This is a genomic window from Stenotrophomonas sp. SMYL41, assembly GCF_036319965.1.
GTDB classification, from domain to species: Bacteria; Pseudomonadota; Gammaproteobacteria; order Xanthomonadales; family Xanthomonadaceae; genus Stenotrophomonas; species Stenotrophomonas maltophilia_R.
Genome location: NZ_JAWIRX010000001.1, coordinates 108,558 through 130,225 on the forward strand (window position 1 = coordinate 108,558; position 21,668 = coordinate 130,225).

Annotated in this window: 18 protein-coding genes; 8 read left to right on the forward strand and 10 right to left on the reverse strand. The window is 67.3% G+C overall.

What is annotated here, in order from left to right:
• Positions 1–10: 10 nt before the first annotated feature.
• Both proP and V3B30_RS00495 read right to left on the reverse strand, forming a co-directional pair.
• Positions 11–1,498 carry a glycine betaine/L-proline transporter ProP gene (gene proP, locus V3B30_RS00490; RefSeq protein ID WP_100472707.1) on the reverse strand — a complete coding sequence of 496 codons (1,488 nt, stop codon included), beginning with the start codon at positions 1,496–1,498 and terminating at the stop codon, positions 11–13.
• A gap of 260 nt (positions 1,499–1,758) precedes the next feature.
• Positions 1,759–1,887 (reverse strand): hypothetical protein, encoded by a 129-nt coding sequence (locus V3B30_RS00495; protein ID WP_256202341.1) that lies wholly within the window; start codon positions 1,885–1,887, stop codon positions 1,759–1,761.
• A 182-nt stretch (positions 1,888–2,069) separates the two neighbouring features.
• Between V3B30_RS00495 and V3B30_RS00500 the strand changes: the two genes are divergently transcribed.
• Positions 2,070–2,486 carry a host attachment family protein gene (locus V3B30_RS00500; RefSeq protein WP_100472704.1) on the forward strand — a complete coding sequence of 139 codons (417 nt, stop codon included), beginning with the start codon at positions 2,070–2,072 and terminating at the stop codon, positions 2,484–2,486.
• Between the two features lie 5 nt (positions 2,487–2,491).
• Complete coding sequence (locus V3B30_RS00505; RefSeq protein ID WP_262082435.1) at positions 2,492–2,815, forward strand: thioredoxin family protein; 324 nt, start codon at positions 2,492–2,494, stop codon at positions 2,813–2,815.
• 205 nt (positions 2,816–3,020) lie between these two features.
• Here V3B30_RS00505 and V3B30_RS00510 read toward each other — a convergent pair whose 3' ends face one another.
• Positions 3,021–5,375: an autotransporter outer membrane beta-barrel domain-containing protein gene (locus V3B30_RS00510; RefSeq protein ID WP_329809573.1), complete on the reverse strand. Its 2,355-nt coding sequence runs from the start codon at positions 5,373–5,375 to the stop codon at positions 3,021–3,023.
• Positions 5,376–5,720: 345 nt separating this feature from the next.
• Between V3B30_RS00510 and V3B30_RS00515 the strand changes: the two genes are divergently transcribed.
• A complete protein-coding gene (locus V3B30_RS00515) occupies positions 5,721–8,072 on the forward strand; it encodes a GH92 family glycosyl hydrolase (protein ID WP_262082437.1) in 2,352 nt (783 codons plus the stop codon).
• A gap of 75 nt (positions 8,073–8,147) precedes the next feature.
• Here the strand turns inward: V3B30_RS00515 and V3B30_RS00520 are convergent, their stop codons facing one another.
• Both V3B30_RS00520 and V3B30_RS00525 read right to left on the reverse strand, forming a co-directional pair.
• Positions 8,148–9,530, reverse strand: a complete 1,383-nt coding sequence (locus tag V3B30_RS00520; protein ID WP_262082438.1) for a sensor histidine kinase — start codon at positions 9,528–9,530, stop codon at positions 8,148–8,150.
• Entirely contained in the window at positions 9,523–10,197 is a 675-nt protein-coding gene (locus V3B30_RS00525; RefSeq protein ID WP_100472690.1) for a response regulator, read from the reverse strand. Before V3B30_RS00525 ends, V3B30_RS00520 begins: the two co-directional genes overlap by 8 nt.
• A gap of 62 nt (positions 10,198–10,259) precedes the next feature.
• Between V3B30_RS00525 and V3B30_RS00530 the strand changes: the two genes are divergently transcribed.
• From V3B30_RS00530 to V3B30_RS00540, 3 genes are read left to right on the forward strand one after another with little or no spacing between them, the layout of a single operon-like run.
• A complete protein-coding gene (locus V3B30_RS00530) occupies positions 10,260–11,507 on the forward strand; it encodes a TolC family protein (RefSeq protein ID WP_262082439.1) in 1,248 nt (415 codons plus the stop codon).
• Positions 11,504–12,676, forward strand: a complete 1,173-nt coding sequence (locus V3B30_RS00535; protein ID WP_262082440.1) for an efflux RND transporter periplasmic adaptor subunit — start codon at positions 11,504–11,506, stop codon at positions 12,674–12,676. Before V3B30_RS00530 ends, V3B30_RS00535 begins: the two co-directional genes overlap by 4 nt.
• Positions 12,673–15,750 (forward strand): CusA/CzcA family heavy metal efflux RND transporter, encoded by a 3,078-nt coding sequence (locus tag V3B30_RS00540; RefSeq protein ID WP_262082441.1) that lies wholly within the window; start codon positions 12,673–12,675, stop codon positions 15,748–15,750. Before V3B30_RS00535 ends, V3B30_RS00540 begins: the two co-directional genes overlap by 4 nt.
• Before the next feature lie 38 nt (positions 15,751–15,788).
• Here the strand turns inward: V3B30_RS00540 and V3B30_RS00545 are convergent, their stop codons facing one another.
• Positions 15,789–16,532 carry an SDR family oxidoreductase gene (locus V3B30_RS00545; protein WP_262082442.1) on the reverse strand — a complete coding sequence of 248 codons (744 nt, stop codon included), beginning with the start codon at positions 16,530–16,532 and terminating at the stop codon, positions 15,789–15,791.
• A 106-nt stretch (positions 16,533–16,638) separates the two neighbouring features.
• Here V3B30_RS00545 and V3B30_RS00550 point away from each other — a divergent pair, with 106 nt between their 5' ends.
• Positions 16,639–17,538, forward strand: coding sequence for a LysR family transcriptional regulator (locus V3B30_RS00550; protein WP_262082443.1), 900 nt, complete (start codon positions 16,639–16,641; stop codon positions 17,536–17,538).
• Positions 17,539–17,570: 32 nt separating this feature from the next.
• Here the strand turns inward: V3B30_RS00550 and V3B30_RS00555 are convergent, their stop codons facing one another.
• Genes V3B30_RS00555 through dkgB form a run of 4 tightly spaced genes read right to left on the reverse strand, consistent with a single transcriptional unit; the run spans position 17,571 to position 20,638 of the window.
• Positions 17,571–17,894, reverse strand: coding sequence for an adenylate cyclase (locus tag V3B30_RS00555; protein ID WP_100472677.1), 324 nt, complete (start codon positions 17,892–17,894; stop codon positions 17,571–17,573).
• A complete protein-coding gene (locus tag V3B30_RS00560) occupies positions 17,891–18,829 on the reverse strand; it encodes a cyclase family protein (protein WP_262082444.1) in 939 nt (312 codons plus the stop codon). Before V3B30_RS00560 ends, V3B30_RS00555 begins: the two co-directional genes overlap by 4 nt.
• Before the next feature lie 19 nt (positions 18,830–18,848).
• Positions 18,849–19,823 carry a TIGR03571 family LLM class oxidoreductase gene (locus V3B30_RS00565; protein ID WP_262082445.1) on the reverse strand — a complete coding sequence of 325 codons (975 nt, stop codon included), beginning with the start codon at positions 19,821–19,823 and terminating at the stop codon, positions 18,849–18,851.
• Between the two features lie 11 nt (positions 19,824–19,834).
• Entirely contained in the window at positions 19,835–20,638 is an 804-nt protein-coding gene (gene dkgB, locus V3B30_RS00570; protein ID WP_262082446.1) for a 2,5-didehydrogluconate reductase DkgB, read from the reverse strand.
• Between the two features lie 118 nt (positions 20,639–20,756).
• On the opposite strand from dkgB, the gene V3B30_RS00575 reads away from it, so the two are divergent.
• The gene (locus V3B30_RS00575) at positions 20,757–21,659 is read left to right on the forward strand and encodes a LysR family transcriptional regulator (protein ID WP_100472672.1); all 903 of its coding nucleotides are present in this window, start codon (positions 20,757–20,759) and stop codon (positions 21,657–21,659) included.
• Positions 21,660–21,668 lie beyond the last annotated feature (9 nt).

Here is a 21,668-nt window from a genome sequence, read left to right on the forward strand (position 1 = left end):
GCGCTCAGCCTCAGGCCGGCTTCACCTGCTCGGGTTCCGCAACGTCCGGCAGCGGTGGCAGGTTCGGATCCACCGTCACGGGTACATCGCTCTTCAACAGCGCAGCGGCTTCCTTCCTGCAGCCGACGGCCGGCGGTGAACCGCGCAGCGGCAGGCCGGCGGTCTCCTTCACGAACAGCATGGTCACCAGGCCGATCACCGCCGCGCCCATCAGGTAGTAGGCCGGTACCAGCGGGTCGCCGGTGCGTTCCACCAGCCACGCGGTCACCAGCGGCGTGGTGCCACCGAACAGCGACACCGACACGTTGAAGGCGATCGACAGCGCGCTGTAGCGCACCGGGGTATAGAACAGTGCCGGCAGCGTGGATGGCATCGAACTGGTGAAGCACACCAGCGCCAGCCCCAGCAGCATCAGCCCGAGGAAGATCAGCCCATCATTGCCGCTGCCGACCAGCAGCAGGCACGGCACCGCCAGCACCAGCAACGCGATGCAGGCGCCGATGATCATCGGGCGGCGGCCCAGCTTGTCACTGAACAACCCGCCGACGATGTTCAGCGGCATCATCACCAGCATCACGATGATGATCAGCAGCAGGCCCTTGCTCTCGGCGTAGCCCATGGTGACGCTGAGGTAGCTGGGCATGTAGGTCAGCAGCATGTAATCGGTCACGTTGAACACCAGCACCAGGCCCATGCAGACCAGCAGCTGGCGGCCATGTACCTGCAACAGCGCGCCCAGCCCGGGCCGGTCGTGCTCGCGCTTTTCGGCTTCTTCGGCAAAAGCGCGGAATGCCGGGGTTTCCTCCAGCCTCATGCGCATGTACAGGCCGAGCAGGCCCAGCGGGCCGGCCACCAGGAACGGAATGCGCCAGCCCCAGTCCAGCATCTGTTCGCTGCTCAACAGCATGTGCAGTGCCGTTACGGTACCGGCGCCGGCGATATAGCCGCCCAGCGTGCCGAACTCCAGCCAGCTACCCATCAGGCCGCGGTTGCGGTCGGTGGAGTACTCGGCGATGAAGGTGGCCGCGCCGCCATACTCGCCACCGGTGGAGAAGCCCTGTACCACGCGTGCCAGCAGCAACAGCACCGGCGCCCAGATGCCGATGCGCTCGTAGGCGGGAATCAGGCCGATCGCAAAGGTGCCCAGCGCCATCAGGATCATGGTGAATGCCAGCACTTTCTGGCGGCCGTAGCGATCACCCAGCGGGCCGAATACCAGGCCGCCCAGGGGGCGCACCAGGAACGCCACGGTGAAGGTGGCGAACGCGGCGATCACCTGTGCGGTGGGATTGCTGGACGGGAAGAACACCTGGCCGATGGTGACGGCCAGATAGCCGTAGACACCAAAGTCGAACCACTCCATGGCATTGCCGAGGGCGGCGGCGCCGACGGCGCGCTTGAGCATGGGCTTGTCGACGACGGTGATCTCATCGACCTTCAGGTGGCGGCGGCGCTTGAACCAGCCGAAATGGGCATGTGCATCGGGGGTGTCCTGCATGGGGGCTCCCTTGTAGGTAGAAGAGGGGAAATGTGCGGTGAGACAGGTCCCGGAAATCGGAAACGGCGATGCAGGCGCAGGGGGCGCAGGGGCATCGGTGAGTGGCGTGGAGGCCGGGGAATGTGTGCAGGCGCAACGCGCCGCGCACGGCAAAGCACCGCTGCCATGGCGGAAACGCAGCAACGCAATCACAGCGGCCGCGCAGTCAGCGGCCGGGGGTCACATCAGCGTAGGGAGTGCAGGCAACGGGCCTGCGGGCGTCATCCGCCGGGATCCAGCGCGAGGCGATGGAAATGCAGGGCGGGAGCATTCGTGGCAAGCGAAGCGCCGGTCGGCAGTGCTTCCCACGTAACAGGTGCGCCCGTCACGTAGTGGGTCGTGTCGATCATCCGTTCATCATAACGGCATTGGCGTGAGCATGCAGCGAAGCGGGCTGATCTGCACGCTGTGTTCCATCGCGCCTGTTCATGCGCGAATGCAACGCAATGACATGTGTTGAACGAACTCTGGCCGCAGCGCTCACACCGTGCTGTCTACGGTGGGGGTGAACGCAATCGAGAAGGAGCATCGCATGACCCGTCGCATTCCCGAAGGTACGCTGATCATCGTCGCCGATGGTGGTTCGGCCCGCGTGTTCACCAACGTTGGCAGCGAGCATCAGCTGGCCCTGAAGCAGGAAGGCGAGCTGCGGCTGCAGGACATCAGCGAGCAGGGTGTATCCGGGCAGGGCCCGGCCGGGGCGGTGCCAAAGGACATGTCCATCTCCCAGCTCAACGAAGCGACGTTCGCCAAGCAGGTCGCCGAGCAGCTCAACGAGGATGCACTGAACAACCGCTATGCGCACCTGGTACTGGTGGCCGACCCGACCACGCTGGGGCGCATCCGGCCGCTGCTGCACAAGGAGGTCCAGGCGCGCCTGCTGGGTGATATCGCCAAGGACCTGACCAACGCGCCGCTGGAAGACATCCAGAAAGCGCTGGCGGCGTAGCGCGCATGCCTTTCATGCGTGACCATGTTGCCGCCGAACCGGTTCGCGCCGATGTTGATGCGCAGGCCGGTTGGCTGCTGCTGGAGTTCGGCGCGCCGTGGTGTGGCCACTGCCAGGCTGCGCAACCGGCGCTGCAGGCAGTCGTGGATGCGCACGACCTGCCGCACTGGAAGATCGAGGATGGCAAGGGCAAGCCGCTGGGCCGCTCGTTCCAAGTGAAGCTGTGGCCAACCGTGGTCCTGCTGCGTGACGGCCAGGAAGTGGCGCGGGTGGTGCGGCCGGTGGAACGCGCAGATCTGGCAACCTTGGAGAGCGCGCTACCCGATTGATCGGCACCCGCCTTATGCGGCGTCGCGCCACGCTCAACTGATTGCCGTGGAGCCAAGCTCCACGGACGTCCAGCAAAGCCGTGCCCGATTGTGCCGCACGGTTCAATGCAACGAGGCCCGCGCGTCGTGCAACCCTTCATGCCGCCCAACAGCAAAGAGCGGCCCGGGCCTGCGCCGGAGCTGCCTTCTCCAGGCCCAAAACGCCTTACCAGTGGTAGCTCATGCCCACCTGCGCACTGGTCTGGTGATAGCCACTGGCGTGTTGCAGCGACAGCCCACCCCAGGCGCCGATGCCGTTGCTGAACTTCAGCGACGCACCGGCACTGAACTCGCCACGGCTGCGCGGAATGCGGGCATCCACCACCTCGTCATCCAAGCGGATCTGCGATTCGGCACGGGTATGCAGCCAGTGGGCGGCCAGGTACGGCTGCACCTCGGTGGACCCGTTGCCCCAGCGGGTCACGCCGGACAGGCGTAGGCCCGCACGGCCGAACAGGCCGTTGGCGTTCTCCGCACCCACCACCGTGCCGTTGGCTTCGGTGTGGCGGTTGCTGTCCCAGCGTGTGTAGCCCACCTGCAGCTGCGGCTCCAGATAGAGGCCGCCATTGCGGGCGCCGCCTACACGGAACGCGTAGCCGGTTTCCACCGCACCCTGCCAGGCGCGGCTGTCGTAGCGCTCGGCTGCAAGGCCGATGCCCTCCACGCGGTTGCGGAACTGCGCACGCTGCACCGAGCCATCCACGTAGAAACCTGCATACGGATCGGATCCATTGCCGCCGCGCAAGGTGCCGTAGAGGCCCAGTGCTTCGCCCTTCACCTTGCCGCGGGCGTAGTAGCCGGTCAGTTCATTGGTGGAGGTGCTGGTGGCATTACCGCTGGACAGCATTACACCCGCGCTGCTACCCGAATCGTGACGCCATAGATCGGCACCGACAGTCAGCGCCTGGCTGTTGCCTCGGATATCCAGTTGCTTGCTGACCGCATCGAAGCCATTGCGCGAACCATCCACGCGCGCCCAGGCGCGGCCGCTGTTCTGGCCGGCATGCCGGTCGTGATAGCCGAGGCGGAACATGTTCTGCGCGGCCTGCAGATTGGCCAGGTAGGCACCCGGTTCCGGGCGCAGCACCGGTTCCGGTTCAATCGGATCCACGGGGTCCACGGGGTCCACGGGGTCCACGGGATCCACGGGATCCACGGGGTCGACCGGTCGGCATTGCGGCAGGCGGGGATCGACAACACACGGGTCCGGCACGGTCGGCAGCTGCGAGCGCAGGTACCAGTTGCCGTCGGTGCCAGTGCCCTTGTGCAGGAAGTACTCGTACTGACCGCCCACCGCGCGGCCGGCCAGGTTGAACTGGCCATTGGAGGCACCGCCGACCTGGATCAACTGGATGCCTTGGTGGGTCTGCGCACCGGCACCCCCTACGTTGTTGACGCGCACGTTGGCCGTGCCGCTGGTGTCGCCGCCGATGACGAGCCTGTCGGTGGCCGCATCATCGCCAGCCAGCAGGGTGTTGAACACGATCGTGCCATCCGCGCCGCTGAAGTTGCCAGCCACGTTGAGCGTGTGGAAGGCGGAGCCGTCGCCGAGGGAGACGGTGCCATTGCCGAGGCTGAGAGCACCGACCGTGGAGTTTCCGGTCATGTTCCAGGTGGCCGAGTCCAGCGTGGCGCTGGTGACGCTGGTCATGACGCCGGTGATGCTCGCGCCGTTGGACAGTGCGACGTTAACCGTGCCACCGGCTGCGTTGACAATGCCGCCGGTCGCGCGCGAGGCATCCAGATTCAGGTCGATCACTGCGCCCGCATCCTCAACCAGGAGTGCGGTTCCGCTGCCGCCGATCAACTCGCTGCCGTTGCGGAAATTGAACGTCGCGACGACAGAAGGCCCGCTGCCAAGGCGCACGACGTGTATACCCGCGCCGTTTCGACCTTCGACGCGGGAGGCGTCTATTTCCACATTGCCTCGATCACCGGGCGCGGCCAGTTGATACGTTGCCGTAATGCCAGCGTCGTCACCAATGAGGGTGCTTCCATTCCGGGCAAGCAGGTGGGCCGGGTCGGCCAGCAGGAATCCAATGCCGCGGTCAAAGGTACCGCTGGAGTTGAACGTACCCTCAAGCCGGCTTGCGTCCAGCGTCAGGGCAGCCCCCTGTGTGGCACTGCCGCCGAAGCCGGCACCGAACACTGTGCTGCGCTCGATGAATGCGATCGACCAGCCGGCACCGCCACCGGAGGTGGTCAGGCTCAGGGCGGGGCCAGCGGTGTTGTGTAGGGTGCCCTGGATCAGCGTAATTGAGCTGTTGGTCAGGTTGACCCGCCCCTCAATGGATGTACCAATTGCGATGATGTCGGATCTGTTGGTTGCATTGATCCCCAGAAGACGGGCGCCTGGCTTGGCATTCAACCCTGCGCCGTTCAGGACCCATGTTTCGGGCGTGTCGCCCGGGTTGACCTCGGCGCCCTGACCAGGTCCAAGACTGCCGGCCTGCGCCGTGTGCGCGAGGGCGATGCCGGCGGCGATGGCCAGTGCAAGGGAATGACGAACTGCGATCTTCATCGTGGAACTCCTGTAGGAATCGAACTTCAGGAAAGGGATCGCATTCCCTTCGTCGCTGTGAACAAAAGGCCGGGATGACGCGGGGGCGAAGTGATTTCGGTGCCTTTGCCAGCCCGTGGCTGCAAAGTGGGGGAGGGGCGCATGAGTACTGCGAATGCCGCCACAGGCTTTGCACCGCTGTGCCAGGCTTGGGGACAGTGTGGCAAGCGTGTCTGGATCGATCCATGCAATTAATTGCAATCTCTGCTTGCCATAGGCTGCGCCAGTGGAATCGTTCAGCCGCAGCGCAACATGCGGCGCCGATACGTGAGTGCTAGGATCTGACCACCACCTGAATCGATCCAAATGCCGATGCCCACGCTGGACCGTCGTCTCCTGATCGCTGTCGCCGCCACGGCGATGTTCGCTTCCGGCCTGGCTTCTGCTACTCCTGCCAGATCGGTCGCCGACAAGGCCTATGCCTCGGTTGACCCGTTCATTGGTACCGGCGGCGAAGGCCACACCTACCCGGGTGCCACGGTGCCGTTCGGCATGGTCCAGCTCAGCCCGGACACGCGCATCCAGCCGCGCGAAAAGGCCTACGGCTGGGCAGCTGGCTACCGCTACGACGACAGCAGCATCGTCGGCTTCTCGCACACGCATTTCTCTGGCACCGGTCACTCCGACCTGGGCGACATCCTGCTGATGCCGTTCACCGGCGAGCCGGGCCTCGAGCGCGGCGATCCGCAGAAGCCTCGCAGCGGCTATGCCTCGCGCTTCCGCCATGACGACGAGAAGGCGGAGCCCGGCTACTACGCGGTCACCCTGGACGACTACAAAGTGCGCGCCGAACTGACCACCAGTGCGCGCGTCGGCGTGCACCGCTATGCCTTCCCCAAGGGCACCGACGCCAAGGTGCTGCTGGACATGCGTACCAGCATGTACGACTACCCGGGCAAGGTGCTGTGGTCGCGGGTGCGGGTGCGTGCCGACGGTACGGTGACCGGCTTCCGCGAGACGCGTGGCTGGGCGCCGGGCCGCCAGCTGTACTTCGCGATGCGTTTCTCGCGACCGCTGGCCGGGCACGAGCTGCACAACACCGAACAGGACATCGTCTACAAGGGCTTCCCGCCACCGGGTGAGAAGGACCCAGCGCAGCGTGCGCAGATCGAAGGGCGGCAGCTGGTCGGTACGTTCGCGTTCGGCAAGCTGGACGCACCATTGGTGGTCAAGGTGGCCATTTCACCGGTCAGCGAAGCCGGTGCCATCGCCAACCTCGACGCGGAAGTGGCCGACTTCGATTTTGACCGCGTTCGCGCGCAGGCAAAGCAGGAATGGACGCAGGCGCTGTCGGTGCTCGATATCGATGCGCCGGAACATGCGCGACGCAGCGCCTATACCGCGCTGTACCACACGATGTTGGGGCCGACCCTGTTCATGGATGCCGATGGCCAGTACCGCGGCCCGGACAACGCCGTGCACAAGGCCGAGGGCTATACCAACTACTCCACGTTCTCGCTGTGGGATACCTATCGCGCGCTGCATCCGTTGTTGACCCTGGTGCAGCCGGAGAAGCGCAACAGCGACTTCGTCAATTCGATGCTGGCCCACCATGAGCACAGCCCGTACGGCATGCTGCCGGTGTGGTCGTTCCACGGCCTGGAAGACTGGTGCATGATCGGCTACCACGCCGTGCCGGTGATCGCCGACGCCTACGTGAAGGGCATCGGCGGCTTCGACGCCGACAAGGCGCTGAAGGCGATGGTCGAGACCGCGAACTACGGTCCCTACGACGGCATCGCGCAGTACCGCGAGCTGGGCTATGTGCCGATCGACGAGGAAGGCGAAGCGGCCAGCAAGACGCTGGAATATGCCTTCGACGACTGGACCATCGCGCGCATGGCGCAGGCGATGGGCAAGGCCGATATCGCGGCCACCTTCGACAAGCGTGCTGGCAACTGGCGCAACGCGTTCGACAAGGACACCGGCTTCATGCGAGCGCGCAAGCGCGATGGCAGCTTCCGCACGCCGTTCGATCCCAGCGCCAGCGGCTACGGCACCGACTATACCGAAGGCAATGCCTGGCAGTATTCGTGGTACGTGCCGCAGGACGTGGCCGGCCTGGCCGCCGCGCACGGCGGCAGCGACAAGCTGCTCGCGCGCCTCGATGAGGTGTTCAACGCCAAGGTCGATCCGTCCATCTTCGAGCACATGGAAGACATCACCGGCCTGATCGGCTGGTATGCGCATGGCAACGAGCCCAGCCATCATGTGGCCTATCTGTATTCGCATGCCGGCCAGCCGTGGCGCACGCAGGCGCGCCTGAAGCAGATCATGGACAGCCAGTACGCCGACCGCCCCGATGGCCTGGCCGGCAATGATGACGTCGGCCAGATGTCGGCGTGGTACGTGTTCACCGCGCTGGGCTTCTACCCGGTGGCACCGGGCTCGGGCGAGTACATCCTGGGTCGTCCGTTCCTGCCGAAGACCGCGATGCGCCTGCCCAACGGCAAGACGTTCACCATCGTGGCCGATGGCCTGGACGACAAGCACACCTATGTGGGCAGCGTGAGCCTCAACGGCAAGCCGCTGCAGCGCGCCTTCCTGCGCCACGACGAAATCCTGGCCGGCGGCGAGCTGCGTTTCAGCATGCAGGCCGAGCCGAACAAGGACTGGCCGGGGCAGGGTGCGCAGGCGCCGTATTCGATGAGCCGGTGATGCGGAGCGGCGCCGTCCTGCCGCCGCCATTGCCCCGCACCTGGTAGGTGCCAACCTTGGTTGGCACGCGGCACGTCAGCGGGAACGAAACCGCAACCCCACGCGCGCGCCACCGATGGGGGCGGTGGCGATCACCAGCATCGCACCATGCCGCTGCGCGATCTCGGCCACGATCGCCAGGCCCAGTCCGCAGCCGTCGCCTTCGCTGCTGGCCCGATAGAAACGTTCCGTGACGCGCGTGCGTTCGGTTTCGGCGATGCCGGCGCCGTCATCGTCCACCCATACCTGCACGCCCTCGGCATCCTGCTGTAGTCCCAGGGTGATCACACCGGGCACGGCACCGTAGCGCAGCGCATTGTCCAGCAGGTTGCCCAGCGCCTCGCGCAGCAGCTGGGGGGCACCCTGTACCTGCACGCCGTCATCGGGCCCCTCGTAGCCCAGGTCCACGCCCGCCGCCAACGCACGATCGGCGTAGCGCTCCACCACGCCACGCGCCAGCGCGGCCAGGTCCAGCGGTTGCAGCGGCAGTGCGCTGCCATGCGGATCCTCGGAGCGGCTGAGCATCAGCAGCTGGTTGACCAGGTGCTGCAGCCGCGCCAGCCCGGCCAGCGTGCCGGACAGCGCCAGCTGCTGCGCCTGCGGATCATGCTGGCGCAGCGAACTCTCCAACTCCACCTGCATCGCCGCCAGCGGCGTGCGCAACTGGTGTGCGGCGTTGCTGACGAAGCGGCGCTGCGCAGCCTGCATGGCGTCAAGTCGCTGCAGCAGCGCGTTGTACGCCTCCACGGCTGGCCATAGTTCGCGGGGGGCTTCCTGCGCGGGCTCCAGCGGCGCCAACGGATCCGGCCGCGGGCTGGCGAGCTTCCGCGCCACTTGATTGGCATGCCGTGCGGCAGCACCGGTACCGGACCAGGCCAACCATGCGGCCAGCGCCAGGATCGCGGCCTGGAACGGGATGCTGGTCAGCAGCAGCTTGCGCTCCAGGCGATGGCGCTTGCGCAGCGTCTCGGCGACGCGCAGCCGGATATCGTGGCCCGGCCCGGCGCTGACCACCACCTCCACCATGCGCACCGGCTGCCCACGCACACGTGCATCGTAGTAGACGGCATCGTCATCATTTCCAGCCGCGATTGCGGGGCGTGGCAGGGCTTCGGGCAGGTCGCCATACAGGCGCCCGCCATCGGCATCCACCACTTCGCCATGCACTTCGTCGGCGGTGTCCCAGGTGAACATGCGCGACACCGCCGGGGTGATCTCGATCGAGGCACGCCCGTCCTGCACCTTCACCAGCTCGGACAATGACATCGCCGAGTCCAGCAGCCAGCGGTCGTAGACCTGGCCGGCATAGAAGCGGGCCAATGCGAACGATCCAACCGCGCTGCACAGCAGCAGTACCAGCAGCGGCAGCCACAGGCGGCGCAGCAGCAGGCCACGCAGGCTGAGCACGCGCTCAGTCACCCATGGCCTCCAGCCGATAACCCAGGCCGCGCAGCATGCGGATGCCGACGCCGGCGCGGGCCTGCTCCAGTTTGCGGCGCAGGCGGCTGACATGCACTTCAATCACCGACAGGTTGGCCTCGTGGTCCCAGCTGTACAGCGCGTCGAACAGGCGCTGCTTGGTGACGGTGCGGCCGGGATGCTGCATCAGCGTTTCGACCAGCGACAGTTCGCGCGCGGTCAGCTCGATGCGCTGGCCTTCGACCTGCACTTCGTTGCGGATGCTGTCGAAGCACAACCGGCCCAGACGTTTCTGCGCCGGTGCATCACTGCGGCGGCGTGACAGCGCGCGCAGGCGCGCCTCCAGTTCACCCAGGGCGAAAGGCTTGGCCAGGTAATCATCGCCGCCGCGGTCGAGGCCGAGGATGCGGTCCTCCACGCCATCGCGTGCAGTCAGGATCAGCACCGGCAGGGTCACACCATCGTTGCGCAGGCGCGAGAGCAGGTCGAGGCCATCGACGTCGGGCAATGAAAGGTCAAGCACCATCACGTCATACGGCGCGCTGGCCAGTGCAGCCGGCGCGTGCAGCCCGCGCGAGAGGTGGTCGCACAGATGGCCGGCGCCCTGCAGGGCGCGGATCAGTCCATCGGCCAGGGCGGCGTCGTCTTCGATCAGCAGGATTCGCATTGCAAGCTTCGTGCAAGGTTGGGGCAAGTCTGGCGCAAGTGCGTCACCTTACCGTGACGTGCATGAATTTCGCCCACCGTCTTGCGGCCCTGCTGGCTGCCCTTTCGTGCGCGCCTGCGGCTTCGGCGCTGTCCCTGGCAGAAGCGCAGCGTGCAATGGACGCACACAATCCGGACCTGCGTGCGGCGGCACTGGAGTTGCGCGGGGTGCAGGGCGATGCGCAGACCGCGGCACTGCGCCCGGCCACCGAGCTGTCGATCGGCACCAGCAAGGTCAGCCCCAGGCACGGCATCGGCCCAGGGCGCTGGCAGGACAAGCGGGTGGACAGCACGCTGGGCCTGGGCTGGACCTGGGAACTCGGTGGCAAGCGCGCCCTGCGCATTCGCCAGGCCGATGCGCTGCTGGAAGTGGCCGGGCTGGAGATGCTCGATACCCGGCGCCGCCAGCAGGTGGCGCTGCATGAGGCCTACTTCGGCCTGAAGAGTGCGCAGGAGCGGGTGCAGATAGCCGAAGCCAATCGCCAGAGCTCGGCCGAACAGATGGCGGCGGCCGACAAGCAGGTGGCGACCGGGGCGATGGCGCCGGTGGATCGCGCGCGGCTGGCGGTGGACGATCTGGCGGTGGCTGACGCGGCGCGCGAGGCGGCACTCGATCTGCGCGATGCGCGGCATGCGCTGGGCCTGCTGCTCGGCAGCGATGACAGCCGCGACCTCAGTGCCGATGACCCCTGGCCGGATGCCAGCAGCGTGGCCGACGTGCGCGCGTTCGATCCGACGCAGCGCGCCGACCTGCGTGCCGCGCGTTCGCGGCTGGCCGCGGCCGACGCAGGCGTGGCACTGGCGCGCAGCGAGCGTCGTCGCGATATCCAGCTGGGCGTGGAGGCCGAACGTGAGCCGACCGACATCAGCGGTGTTACCTGGGGCGTGTCATTGACCATTCCGCTGGGCGGGCCGTCGCGCGCACGCGGCGCGATCCAGCGTGCCGAGGCCGACCGGGACAGCGCAGCGCTGGAGCTGCAGGTACTCCAGCGCGAAGCTCGCGCCGAGATGGACCAGCTGCAGGCCAGCGTGCAGTCCGCCGCACAGCGCCGCAGCGACTACGAGGGGCTGCAGTCCGACGCTGCCCGCAAGGCGGTGGAGGGCATCGAACTGGCCTATCGCCGTGGCGCCGCCAGCCTGACCGATCTGCTCGATGCACGCCGCAGCTGGCGCGACTTCGAGGCCGCGCTGATCGAAGCGCGTGCCGACCATGCCATTGCCCTGGCGCGCTGGGAAGCGGCCACATCCGTTGCTGAAGGAGAATCCCGATGAAGTCGATCGTCGCCCATCGCCCGCGGGCGCGGCACGTCATGCTGCCCGCCCTGCTGGCGCTGGTCCTGCTGGGCGGCTGCGGTCGCGAGCCGGCGTCCTATGCCGAGGACGCGCCCCAGGTCAGCGCCGGCCAGATCCAGTTTCCCGCCGGCAGCCGCCAGCTGGACGTGCTGCGCAGCGAAGCGGTGAGTGCCGGCGCCAGCGCCAGCCTGCAGCTGCCGGGCCGGGTGGTCTGGGACGAGACGCGCTCCAGCGCACTGCGCACGCCGTTGCCGGGGCAGGTGGCGCGCATCGAGGCGCAGCCGGGGCAGAAAGTGAAGGCCGGCCAGGTGATCGCCTGGATCACCTCGCCCGAGTTCGGCCAGGCGCAGGCGGAGGGCGTGCGAGGCCGCGCCGAGCTGCAGCAGGCGCGCAGGGAACTGGAGCGCACCCGCGAACTGCACGCGGCGGGGGTGGCGTCGGGCCGCGAGCTGGACGAGGCCGAGACCAACTTCGCCGGCAGCCAGGCCAATCACACGCGTGCGACCGCCTTCGCCAGGGCCTATGGCAACGGCCAGCACGTCGACCAGCGCCTGCCACTGCGCGCGCCCATCGATGGCGTGCTGGTGGAGCGGCGGATGAACCCGGGCATGTCGGTCAGCCCCGACAGCGAACAGCCGTTGGCGGTGATCGGCGATCCGGACCGCCTGTGGTTGCTGCTCGATGTTCCCGAGAGCCTGGCGGGACGCCTCAAGGCGGGCATGCAGGTGAGCGTGCCCGGTGCCGATGGCCAGCCATTGCAGGCGACCCTGCAGCACGTGGATGACTTCGTCGACAGCGAGCGCCGCGTGGTGCAGGCGCGCGCCGAGCTGGACAACCATGCACGTGGCTTCAAGGCCGGCCAGTACGTGCGTGCTCAGGTTGCGTTGCCGGCCGAGGGCGGAGTCTCGCTGCCCGATGCCGCGGTGTTGCTGATCGACGGTACACAGGTGGTGTTCGTGGAGGAGGGCAAGGGCCGCTTCGTGCGCCATGCCGTGCACGCAGAGGAGCTGGGCGACGGGCGCCTGTGGGTGCGAGAGGGCCTGCCGATGGGCAGCAAGGTGGTGGTCGAAGGTGGCCTGCTGCTGCAGCAGCTGGTCGACAGTGCGGGACCGGGCGCCAGCACCGGCACGGGGCATGCCGCCCCATGATCGATCGCCTGATTGCCTATTGCCTGCGCCAGCCGCTGATGGTGATGCTGGCGCTGCTGCTGTTCATCGGTGCCGGCATCGCCGCGTTCCGCGTGCTGCCGGTGGAAGCCTTCCCGGACGTGTCCGACACCCAGGTGACGGTGGTGTCGCTGCACCCGGGCCGTGCCGCCGAAGAGGTGGAACGCGAAGTGACGATGCCGCTGGAAGTGGCGCTGTCCGGCCTTCCGCATTCGGTGCGGGTGTTCTCGCATACGCAGTTCGGCCTGTCGATGATCATCCTGACCTTCGACGACAAGGCCGATGACTATTTCGCGCGCCAGCAGGTGCTGGAGCGCCTGCAGGGCGTGGCGCTGCCGGAAGGGGTGACCCCGGAGCTGGAGGCGATGAGCTCGGCGGTGGGCGAGATCTACCGCTACGTGCTCAAGGGCCCGCACATGACGCCGACCCAGCTGCGCACCGTGCAGGAATGGACGATGGAGCGCAGCCTGCGCACCGTGCCGGGCGTGGCCGATGTGATCAGCTTCGGCGGTTTTGCGCGTACCTTCCAGGTCAAGCCGGACCTGGACAAGCTGCGTGACCGCGGCATCACCCTGGGTGAATTCGCCGAGGCGCTGGAAAAGGGCAGCGCCAATGCCGGTGGTGGCTACGTGGAGCGCGGCCAGCAGCAGTTCCTGATCCGCGGCGTGGGCCTGATGCGTTCGCCGGCCGACATCGGCAACGTGGTGGTGGCGCAGCGCGGCGGTACGCCGATCCTGGTGCGTGACCTGGCTGGCATCGCCGATACCGGCCTGCCCCGGCAGGGCCTGGTCGGCCAGGACGATAATGACGATGCGGTGTTCGGCATGGTGCTGATGCGCAAGGGCGAGAATCCGTCCGACGTGCTCGACGCCCTGCATGCGCGCATTGCCGAGATCCAGGCGAACCAGCTGCCGGCCGGGGTCAGCATCGAGCCGTTCTACGACCGCTCGTGGCTGGTATCGACCACGCTGAAAACCGTCTTCAGCAATCTTCTGGAAGGCGCGGTGCTGGTGTTCCTGGTGCTGTGGCTGTTCCTGTACAACGCCCGCGCCGCGCTGATCGTGGCGGCGATGATGCCGCTGGCGTTGCTGTCGACCTTCCTCGGCCTGCATCTGTGGGGCGTGCCGGCCAACCTGCTTTCGTTGGGCGCGATGGACTTCGGCATCATCATCGATGGTGCGGTGATCGTCACCGAGCACATCGTTTCGCGGCTGTCCAAGCTGCCACCCACGGCAGACAGGAAGACGCGCTTCTCGACCATTCTGTCGGCAGCATCGGAGGTGGGGCGGCCAACGTTCTTCTCGATGCTGATCATCATCGCCGCGCATATCCCGATCTTCACCCTGCAGCGCCAGGAAGGCCGCATGTTCGCGCCGATGGCCTATTCGGTGACCTCGGCGTTGATCGGGGCGTTGATCCTGGCGCTGACCGTGGTGCCGCTGTTCTGCTACTGGTGGCTGCGGCGTGACCGCATGCGCGACGGCAACCCGCTGATGGACCGCCTGACCGGCTGGTACCGGCCGATCCTGGAGCACGCGCTGGCCCGCCCGCGCGCGGTGGTGCTGACCGCGGTTGCGCTGCTGGTCGGCACGCTGGCACTGGGTAGCCGCCTGGGTTCGGAGTTCCTGCCGGAGCTGGACGAAGGATCGATCTGGCTGACCGCCACGCTCGATCCAAGCACCAGCCTGGCCGAAGCGCAGCAGCAGTCGCGGCGTATCCGCGAACTGGTCGGCACCTTCCCGCAGGTGTCGACGGTGGTGGCCAAGCTGGGGCGCCCGGAAGATGGCTCCGATGCCAAGGGCGCCAACCAGATCGAAGCACTGGTGGCGTTGAAGCCGGAGAAGGAGTGGCCGAAGGGCGTGGACAAGCGGCAGCTGGTGAGCGACCTGCAGCGCACGCTGGAGCAGCGCATTCCGGGGCCGGAGTTCTCGATCTCGCAGCCGGTGCGCGACAACATCCTGGAGAGCATCTCGCAGATCAAGGGCCAGGTGGTGATCAAGGTCAGTGGCTCGGATCTGGGCGTGCTGAACCAGCAGGCGCAGGCGATTCTGGGCCAGGTTCGCGGGGTGGAGGGCGTGGAGAGCGCCTTCATTGATCGCGACGGGTCGTTGCCGCAACTACAGATCGAGATCGACCGTGACCGCGCCGCACGCTATGGGCTGAACGTGCGCGACATCGACGAGGTGATCGAGACCGCACTGGGCGGGCGCCAGGTCGGTGAGCTGTGGGAGGGCGACCGCAAGTTCCCGATCACCCTGCGCCTGGACGATGCCGATCGTGACCTGCAGCGGCTGCGCACGGTGCCGGTGGGCATCGGCGATGGCCACGCCGTGACGCTGTCCGACGTGGCCGACTTCCGAATGGCCAGCGGCGCGATCAACATCTCGCGCGAGAACGCACAGCGGGTGAAGGCGGTGAGCATCTTCATCGCCGGGCGCGACATGGGCAGCGTGGTGGCCGACATGCGCAAGCGCGTGGACGCCAGCGTGCAGCTGCCGGAAGGCTACCGGCTGGAGTGGTCCGGCGAGTTCGAGAACCAGCAGCGTGCCATGAAGCGGCTGGGCTGGGTGATTCCGCTGTCGGTGCTGATCATCTTCGTGCTGCTGTTCGATGCCTTCAAGGACATCAGCAGTGCGGCACTGATCCTGGCCAACGTGCCACTGGCGATGATCGGCGGCATCCTGGCCCTGTGGCTGACCGGCATCCCGCTGTCAGTGTCGGCGGCGATCGGCTTCATTGCATTGTTCGGGCAAGCGGTGCTGAACGGGGTGGTGATGCTCAGTCGCTTCGCCCAGCTGCGCGAGCAGGGCATGGACCTGCTGCAATCGGTGGTACAGGGTTCGCTGCAGCGCCTGCGTACAGTACTGATGACCGCTTTGCTGGCGATGTTCGGGCTGCTGCCGATGGCGACCTCGCATGCGATCGGTGCAGAGACCCAGAAGCCGCTGGCGGTGGTGGTGATCGGCGGCCTGCTGTCGGCGATGCTGCTGACCCTGCTGGTACTGCCGACGCTGTACTACTGGGTGCATCGCCGCCGCGAGGCCCGCGGCGGCTGACCGGCACGGTGGATCCAGGCCATGCGTGGATGCGCGATCTACACCATCCCGCCGTTGGCGCGCAGCACCTGGCCGTTGATCCACGCACCATCAGCACCGGCCAGGAACGCTACCGCACCGGCGATGTCCTCCGGCGTACCCAGGCGTTCCAGAGGGTTCATCTTCGCCAAGCGCTCGATCAGCTCGGGCGATTTGCCATCCAGGAACAGGTCGGTGGCGGTGGGGCCCGGTGCCACCGCGTTCACGGTGATGTTGCGCCCACGCAGCTCCTTGCTGAGGATCGCGCCCATTGTCTCCACGGCCGCCTTGCTGGCCGCGTACACGCTGTAGTTCTCCAGCCGGATGCCGACCACGCTGGTGGACAGGGTGATCAGGCGGCCACCGTCGCGGACCCGCCGTGCACTTTCGCGCAGCACATTGAACGCGCCCTTGAGGTTGATGCCGATCACCCTGTCGAACAGGGCGTCGTCGGTGTCGGCCAGCGACGCCAGTTGCAGCACGCCAGCACTGTTGACCACGACGTCGAGACCACCGAAACGGGCCTCGATGGCCTCGAACAGCTGGCGCACCGCCTGCGGGTCTGCCACATCGGCCTGCAACGCGATGGCCTGCGCACCGGCTGCGTTGAGTTCGGCCGCCAACGCTTCGGCGTCGTCGCGGCGCCCCGCATAGTTGATGGCGACTGCGTGGCCATCGGCGGCGAGCCGGCGGGAGATGGCGGCGCCGATGCCACGGGAGCCACCGGTGACCAGGGCGACGGAGGAGGTGGGGGAGGGGGTCATGCTGGCGTCCAGTGGGGCACGCCGGAGTGGCGCTGGGCCATCTTCGCGACATTGTCCTTTCGGATAATCCTGCATAATCCGCCAACATCATCCGGATAGCCGAACAATGGACCGCTTCACGGCCATGCGCGCCTTCGTCCGTATCGTCGAGCGCCGCAGCTTCACCCGCGCCTCCGAGGACCTGGGCCTGCCGCGGGCCACGGTGACCGACGCGATCAAGACGCTGGAACAGCGGCTGGGCGTGCGACTGCTGCACCGGACCACGCGTCTGGTGGTGCCGACGCTGGAAGGCGAGGCCTTCTATGGCCGTTGCCTGCGCCTGATCGCCGACATGGACGATGCAGAGGCCGCGTTCCGTGACGTGCCGCCGCGCGGCCCATTGCGCATTGAAGTGCATGGCACGCTGGGCCGGCACCTGCTGTTTCCGCACCTGCCGGACTTCCTGCAGCGCTACCCGGAGATCGACCTGGAGGTCAGCGAGGGCGACCGCTATGTCGACCTGCTGCGCGAAGGCGTGGATGCAGCGCTGAGGGTGGGGACGCTGGCCGACAGCGATCTGGCGGCGCGACGGCTGACCCTGCTGCGCGAGGTGACGGTGGCCTCGCCGGATTACCTGCAGGCCAAGGGCGTGCCGGGCAGCATCGATGCCCTGCAGGACGGCCACCAGATGGTCGGTTACCGCTCCAGCGCAACCGGCCAGCTGATTCCGCTGGAGTTCCAGCAGGGTGGGCAGGTGCATTACCTGCCGCTGCCGGCGCGGGTGCGTGTTTCCGGCGCGGATGCGTTCCTCGGGGCCGCGCTGGCGGGCCTGGGCATCATCCAGGCGCCGCGCTACCGGATGGACCCGTACATCGCGCGCGGGCTGCTGGTTGAGCTGTTGCCTGAGGCGCCGCCGACGCCAAGCCCGTTGAGCCTGGTCTACCCACGCAACCGCACCCCATCGCCACGGTTACGGGTGTTCATCGACTGGGTGGCCGGGGTGTTCGACCAGGAACGACGTTCCTGAGACGCCGCATGGGCTGGTGGTGCCGGCCGGCATCACAGCGCTGCCAGCGGCCCCTGCATGCGATGGAAGCTGCCATCGGTGGCGGTGAACCAGCCCAGCGAACGCCCGCCGACGAAATCATCGACATGCACGACCGTAGCGCCATCGGCTTCCTGCCACGAAATGGCATAGACCCCGTCGCTGATCCTGTGCCACTCACAGGCGGCTTCACCCCGCGCACCGGCGTAGGCGCCGGAGACGATGGCGTACTGCACGTGGCGGCCATCGGCGCTGTAGACATTGTCGGCGGCCAGTCCGTCATAGCTGACGCGGAAGCGGCGGCCGGCGAATTCGGGAAGGTCAGCGGTCGTGGTCATCGGATCGCCACCGGGTTGATGTTCACCTGGGTCGAGCCGACGTACAGCGGCTGGCCGAGCACGAACAGGAACTCCCAGGCCTTGTCGCGCACCAGCGCGCGGCTGTCGATCAGCTCCAGGTTGTAGATGCCGCGCTTGGCCAGCATGTACTGGTTGATCGGGAACTCTTCGGCACCGTTCGGGTTCGGGTAGACCTCCGAGGCCCAGGTGTCGCCACCGAAGGCGACGATGCCCTGGTCGGCCAGCCACTTCGCGGCCTCCATGCCGATGCCCGGTTCCACCTCCAGGAACTGTTTGTCGTCCTTGCCGATCAGTTCCAGCCAGCCGGTGTTGAACAGCACCACGTCGCCCTTGCGCAGGCTCAGGCCCTGCTTCTTCAGAACGGCCTGGATGTCGGCCACGGTGAACTCGGTACCGCCGGGCACGATCGCCTTGCCGTAGTACGCGGTCATGTCCAGCACGACGCCGCGGGTGACCATCGGCGGCGCCTTCTCGACGCCGAGCTTGCGCACACCGTCCACGGTGACGAAGTCGGCGGCCTTGTTGCCGTTGTAGTAGACGTTGTCGATGCCGATATGGCCGATGCCGTTGAGCTGGGTGCCAACGCCGGTCCAGGCGTTCACCAGTTCATCGTTGAAGGTGAACCTGTTGGGGCCCAGCGACTTGCCGGCCTGCTGGCCGACCTGCACGTTGTACAGGCGGAAGCTGCGGTGGCGGAACGCGGGCAGGTTCTTGTCCACCGGCACCGCCAGCGGATAGGTCTTGCCGGTCCTGACCAGCGAAACTGCGTGCTTGACCACGTCTGCGGTCAGCAGGTTGGCCGCGCCGATCTCGTCATTGGCACCGTAGGCCGAGGGATACCAGTCCTCGGCGGTGGCCTGGAAGGACAGCGGCAGGGTGGCCAGCGCAAGCGCGGCCAGGGTCTTCATTTTCATGGCAAAGCTCCGGTAACTGTCAGGCCGTCGCGGGGGCGGCAAGCGGGGCATGCGACGCGGCCGCGCCGGCATGGGCCGGGAAGTGCGGCAGCACGTACTCGGCGATTTCGTGGAAGGTCTCGGCCAACGGCCGTTCGTTGCGGCGGAACTGCAGGCCGATGTGGTCGACACCGGCCGCCTGCATGGCGTGCAGCTCGGCCAGCAGGGCGTTGCGGCCGCCGCGCAGGCCGAAGCGCCAGCGCTGCAGGGGGGCATCGGCATCGGCCACCAGGTCCAGGTGGATGAAGCTGGCATACGGCTTGTTGCCGGCCACGGCGCGCCAGGCCGCCACGCGTTGTGCATGGTCCTGCGGCGTGCCCGGGTAGGCCAGGCAGCCGTCCATGTGCTGGCCGATCCACGCCGGTTGCTGCTGGGCCAGGCCGGCCACGAACAGCGGCACGGGCGGGCCGTCCGCAGGCAGCACGTCCAAGCCCTGCGGCAGGTGCGCGGCGGCGCCTTCGCGCAGCAGTGCGACCTGCTCGCGGAAGCGGCTGCCACGGCTGTCGAAGTCCCGGCCGAACAACGGGTACTCCACCGGGCGGTCGCCACTGGCCACGCCCAGCAGCAGGCGGTCACCGCTCAGCCGCTGCACGCTGCGCGCCGACTTCAGGGTCAGCAACGGCTCGCGGATCGGCAGCACCACCGCACCGGTACCCAGCAGGATGTGCTCGGTGATACCAGCCAGGTAGCCGAGGTAACTGAATACCTCGAATACCTGCGCCGCATCGCCGAAGGCCGGGTCGTACACCGGCACGTCGCGTACCCACAGCGCACGGAAGCCGAGGCGGTCGGCCAACCGTGCCAGTTCCGCATGGCGTTGCAGGTCCGGTTGGCCGGGCAGGCGCCGCGCGGCGCGTCGTGCCTGTTCGCCCTGCGGCGTCCAGTCATTGTCCAGCGGTGCCTCGATGCCGATGCTGAAACCACTGGCCTGCAGCCGCGCCAACGCACTGACCATGGCGTTGCGCCTCAGTCCCAGGCCGGGGCCAGGCCCGGCGGATCGACTTCGCGGCCGTTGCGCTCAAGCGCGGCGATCGCGGCCATGTCATCGGCATCCAGGCGCAGGTCCTGGGCGAGCAGGTTGCTGGCCAGGTTCTCGCGCTTGGTCGACGACGGAATGACCGAGTAGCCGCGCTGCAGCGCCCACGCCAGCGCGACCTGGGCCACGGTGGCCTGGTGCTTGCCGGCGATGGCGGCCAGCACCGGGTCCTTCAGCACCTTGCCGTAGGCCAGGGTCATGTAGGAGGTGACGGTGATGCCCTGGTCGTGCAGGAAAGCGGTCAGTGCCGGGTTCTGCAGGTAGGGGCTCAGTTCGATCTGGTTGGTGGCGATCTGACCGGCACCAACCACCTCGATGGCCTGCCGGGTCAGCGCGATATTGAAGTTGGACACACCGATCTGGCGGGTCAGGCCCTGCGCCTTGGCTTCGGCCAGCGCGGTCATGTACTCGCGCAGTTCAACGCCATTGCCCGGTGCCGGCCAGTGGATCAGCAACAGGTCCACATGGTCGGTGCGCAGCTTGGCCAGGCTGTCGCGCAGGCTCGGAATCAGCTTGTCGGCGGCATGGTTGTCCACCCAGATCTTGGTGGTCAGGAACAGCTGGTCGCGCGGCACGCCGGATTCGGCGATGGCCTGGCCGACCTCGGCTTCGTTGCCGTAGATCTGCGCGGTGTCGATTGCACGGTAGCCGACCTCGAGGGCGTTGCGCACCGAGTCGATGACGGTCTGGCCGGTCAGGCGGAAAGTGCCGACGCCAAAGGAAGGAACGCTCATGGTGGACTCCAGGGACTTCGTTGGGAGCCGGTGGGCTCGGGACTGGGCGAAGTGTGGGCGCTTTACATTTGTTGATTAAGCTGTGTATACGGGAAATGCTTTTGCGCCGAGGTAAACAATGAAAACCACCCTGGATGAGTTGAAGGCTTTCGTGGCGGTGGTCGACAGTGGCTCGATCACCGCAGCGGCCGAAGGGCTGGAGCTGACCATCTCGGCCACCAGCCGCACCCTGGCGCGGCTGGAGGACAAGCTGCAGACCACGCTGCTGCGGCGGACCACGCGACGGCTGGAACTGACCGAGGAAGGCGCCGCGTTCCTGGAGTACGCGCGCACGATCCTGGCCACGGTCGACGAGGCCGAGGAACAGATGGCCGCGCGCCGCCTGCAACCGGTCGGGCGCCTGCGCGTGGATGCGGCTACGCCGTTCATGCTGCACGTGATCGTGCCGCTGCTGGAAGGCTTCCGCGCGCGCTACCCGCAGGTGGAGCTGGAGCTGAATTCCAACGAGGGCATCACCGACCTGATCGAGAAGCGCACCGACGTGGCGTTCCGCATCGGCGTGCTGCGCGATTCCACCCTGCATGCGCGGCCGATCGGCCACAGCCGCATCCGCGTGGTGGCCAGCCCCGAGTACCTGCGCCGGCACGGCACGCCCACGCGCGTGGAGCAGCTGCGCACGCATGACCTGCTCGGCTTCACCCAGCCCAGTTCATTGAACGAGTGGCCGCTGCACGATGACGATGGCGGGCCGTTCGTGATCGAGCCGGCCATCGCTTCGTCCAGCGGTGAGACGCTGCGGCAGATGGCGGTGGCCGGGCTGGGCATCGCCTGCCTGTCCGATTTCCTGACCCGCCAGGACCGGCGCGACGGTCGCCTGGTGCAGCTGTTCGCCAGGCAGACGCAGGACGTCCGGCAGCCGATCAACGCGGTGTACTACCGCAACACCGCGTTGGCCGCGCGCATTACCTGTTTCGTCGACCACGTGACGCAGACGCTGGGGCAGCGCCCGTTCGACGAGTGAGTCGCCAGC

Bases quoted from the DNA above. Each gene is read 5' to 3' on its own strand.
- proP (WP_100472707.1), bottom strand. From the start codon at position 1,498: ATGCAGGACACCCCCGATGCACATGCCCATTTCGGCTGGTTCAAGCGC.
- V3B30_RS00495 (WP_256202341.1), bottom strand. From the start codon at position 1,887: ATGATCGACACGACCCACTACGTGACGGGCGCACCTGTTACGTGGGAA.
- V3B30_RS00500 (WP_100472704.1), top strand. From the start codon at position 2,070: ATGACCCGTCGCATTCCCGAAGGTACGCTGATCATCGTCGCCGATGGT.
- V3B30_RS00505 (WP_262082435.1), top strand. From the start codon at position 2,492: ATGCCTTTCATGCGTGACCATGTTGCCGCCGAACCGGTTCGCGCCGAT.
- V3B30_RS00510 (WP_329809573.1), bottom strand. From the start codon at position 5,375: ATGAAGATCGCAGTTCGTCATTCCCTTGCACTGGCCATCGCCGCCGGC.
- V3B30_RS00515 (WP_262082437.1), top strand. From the start codon at position 5,721: ATGCCGATGCCCACGCTGGACCGTCGTCTCCTGATCGCTGTCGCCGCC.
- V3B30_RS00525 (WP_100472690.1), bottom strand. From the start codon at position 10,197: ATGCGAATCCTGCTGATCGAAGACGACGCCGCCCTGGCCGATGGACTG.
- V3B30_RS00530 (WP_262082439.1), top strand. From the start codon at position 10,260: ATGAATTTCGCCCACCGTCTTGCGGCCCTGCTGGCTGCCCTTTCGTGC.
- V3B30_RS00535 (WP_262082440.1), top strand. From the start codon at position 11,504: ATGAAGTCGATCGTCGCCCATCGCCCGCGGGCGCGGCACGTCATGCTG.
- V3B30_RS00540 (WP_262082441.1), top strand. From the start codon at position 12,673: ATGATCGATCGCCTGATTGCCTATTGCCTGCGCCAGCCGCTGATGGTG.
- V3B30_RS00545 (WP_262082442.1), bottom strand. From the start codon at position 16,532: ATGACCCCCTCCCCCACCTCCTCCGTCGCCCTGGTCACCGGTGGCTCC.
- V3B30_RS00550 (WP_262082443.1), top strand. From the start codon at position 16,639: ATGGACCGCTTCACGGCCATGCGCGCCTTCGTCCGTATCGTCGAGCGC.
- V3B30_RS00555 (WP_100472677.1), bottom strand. From the start codon at position 17,894: ATGACCACGACCGCTGACCTTCCCGAATTCGCCGGCCGCCGCTTCCGC.
- V3B30_RS00560 (WP_262082444.1), bottom strand. From the start codon at position 18,829: ATGAAAATGAAGACCCTGGCCGCGCTTGCGCTGGCCACCCTGCCGCTG.
- V3B30_RS00565 (WP_262082445.1), bottom strand. From the start codon at position 19,823: ATGGTCAGTGCGTTGGCGCGGCTGCAGGCCAGTGGTTTCAGCATCGGC.
- dkgB (WP_262082446.1), bottom strand. From the start codon at position 20,638: ATGAGCGTTCCTTCCTTTGGCGTCGGCACTTTCCGCCTGACCGGCCAG.
- V3B30_RS00575 (WP_100472672.1), top strand. From the start codon at position 20,757: ATGAAAACCACCCTGGATGAGTTGAAGGCTTTCGTGGCGGTGGTCGAC.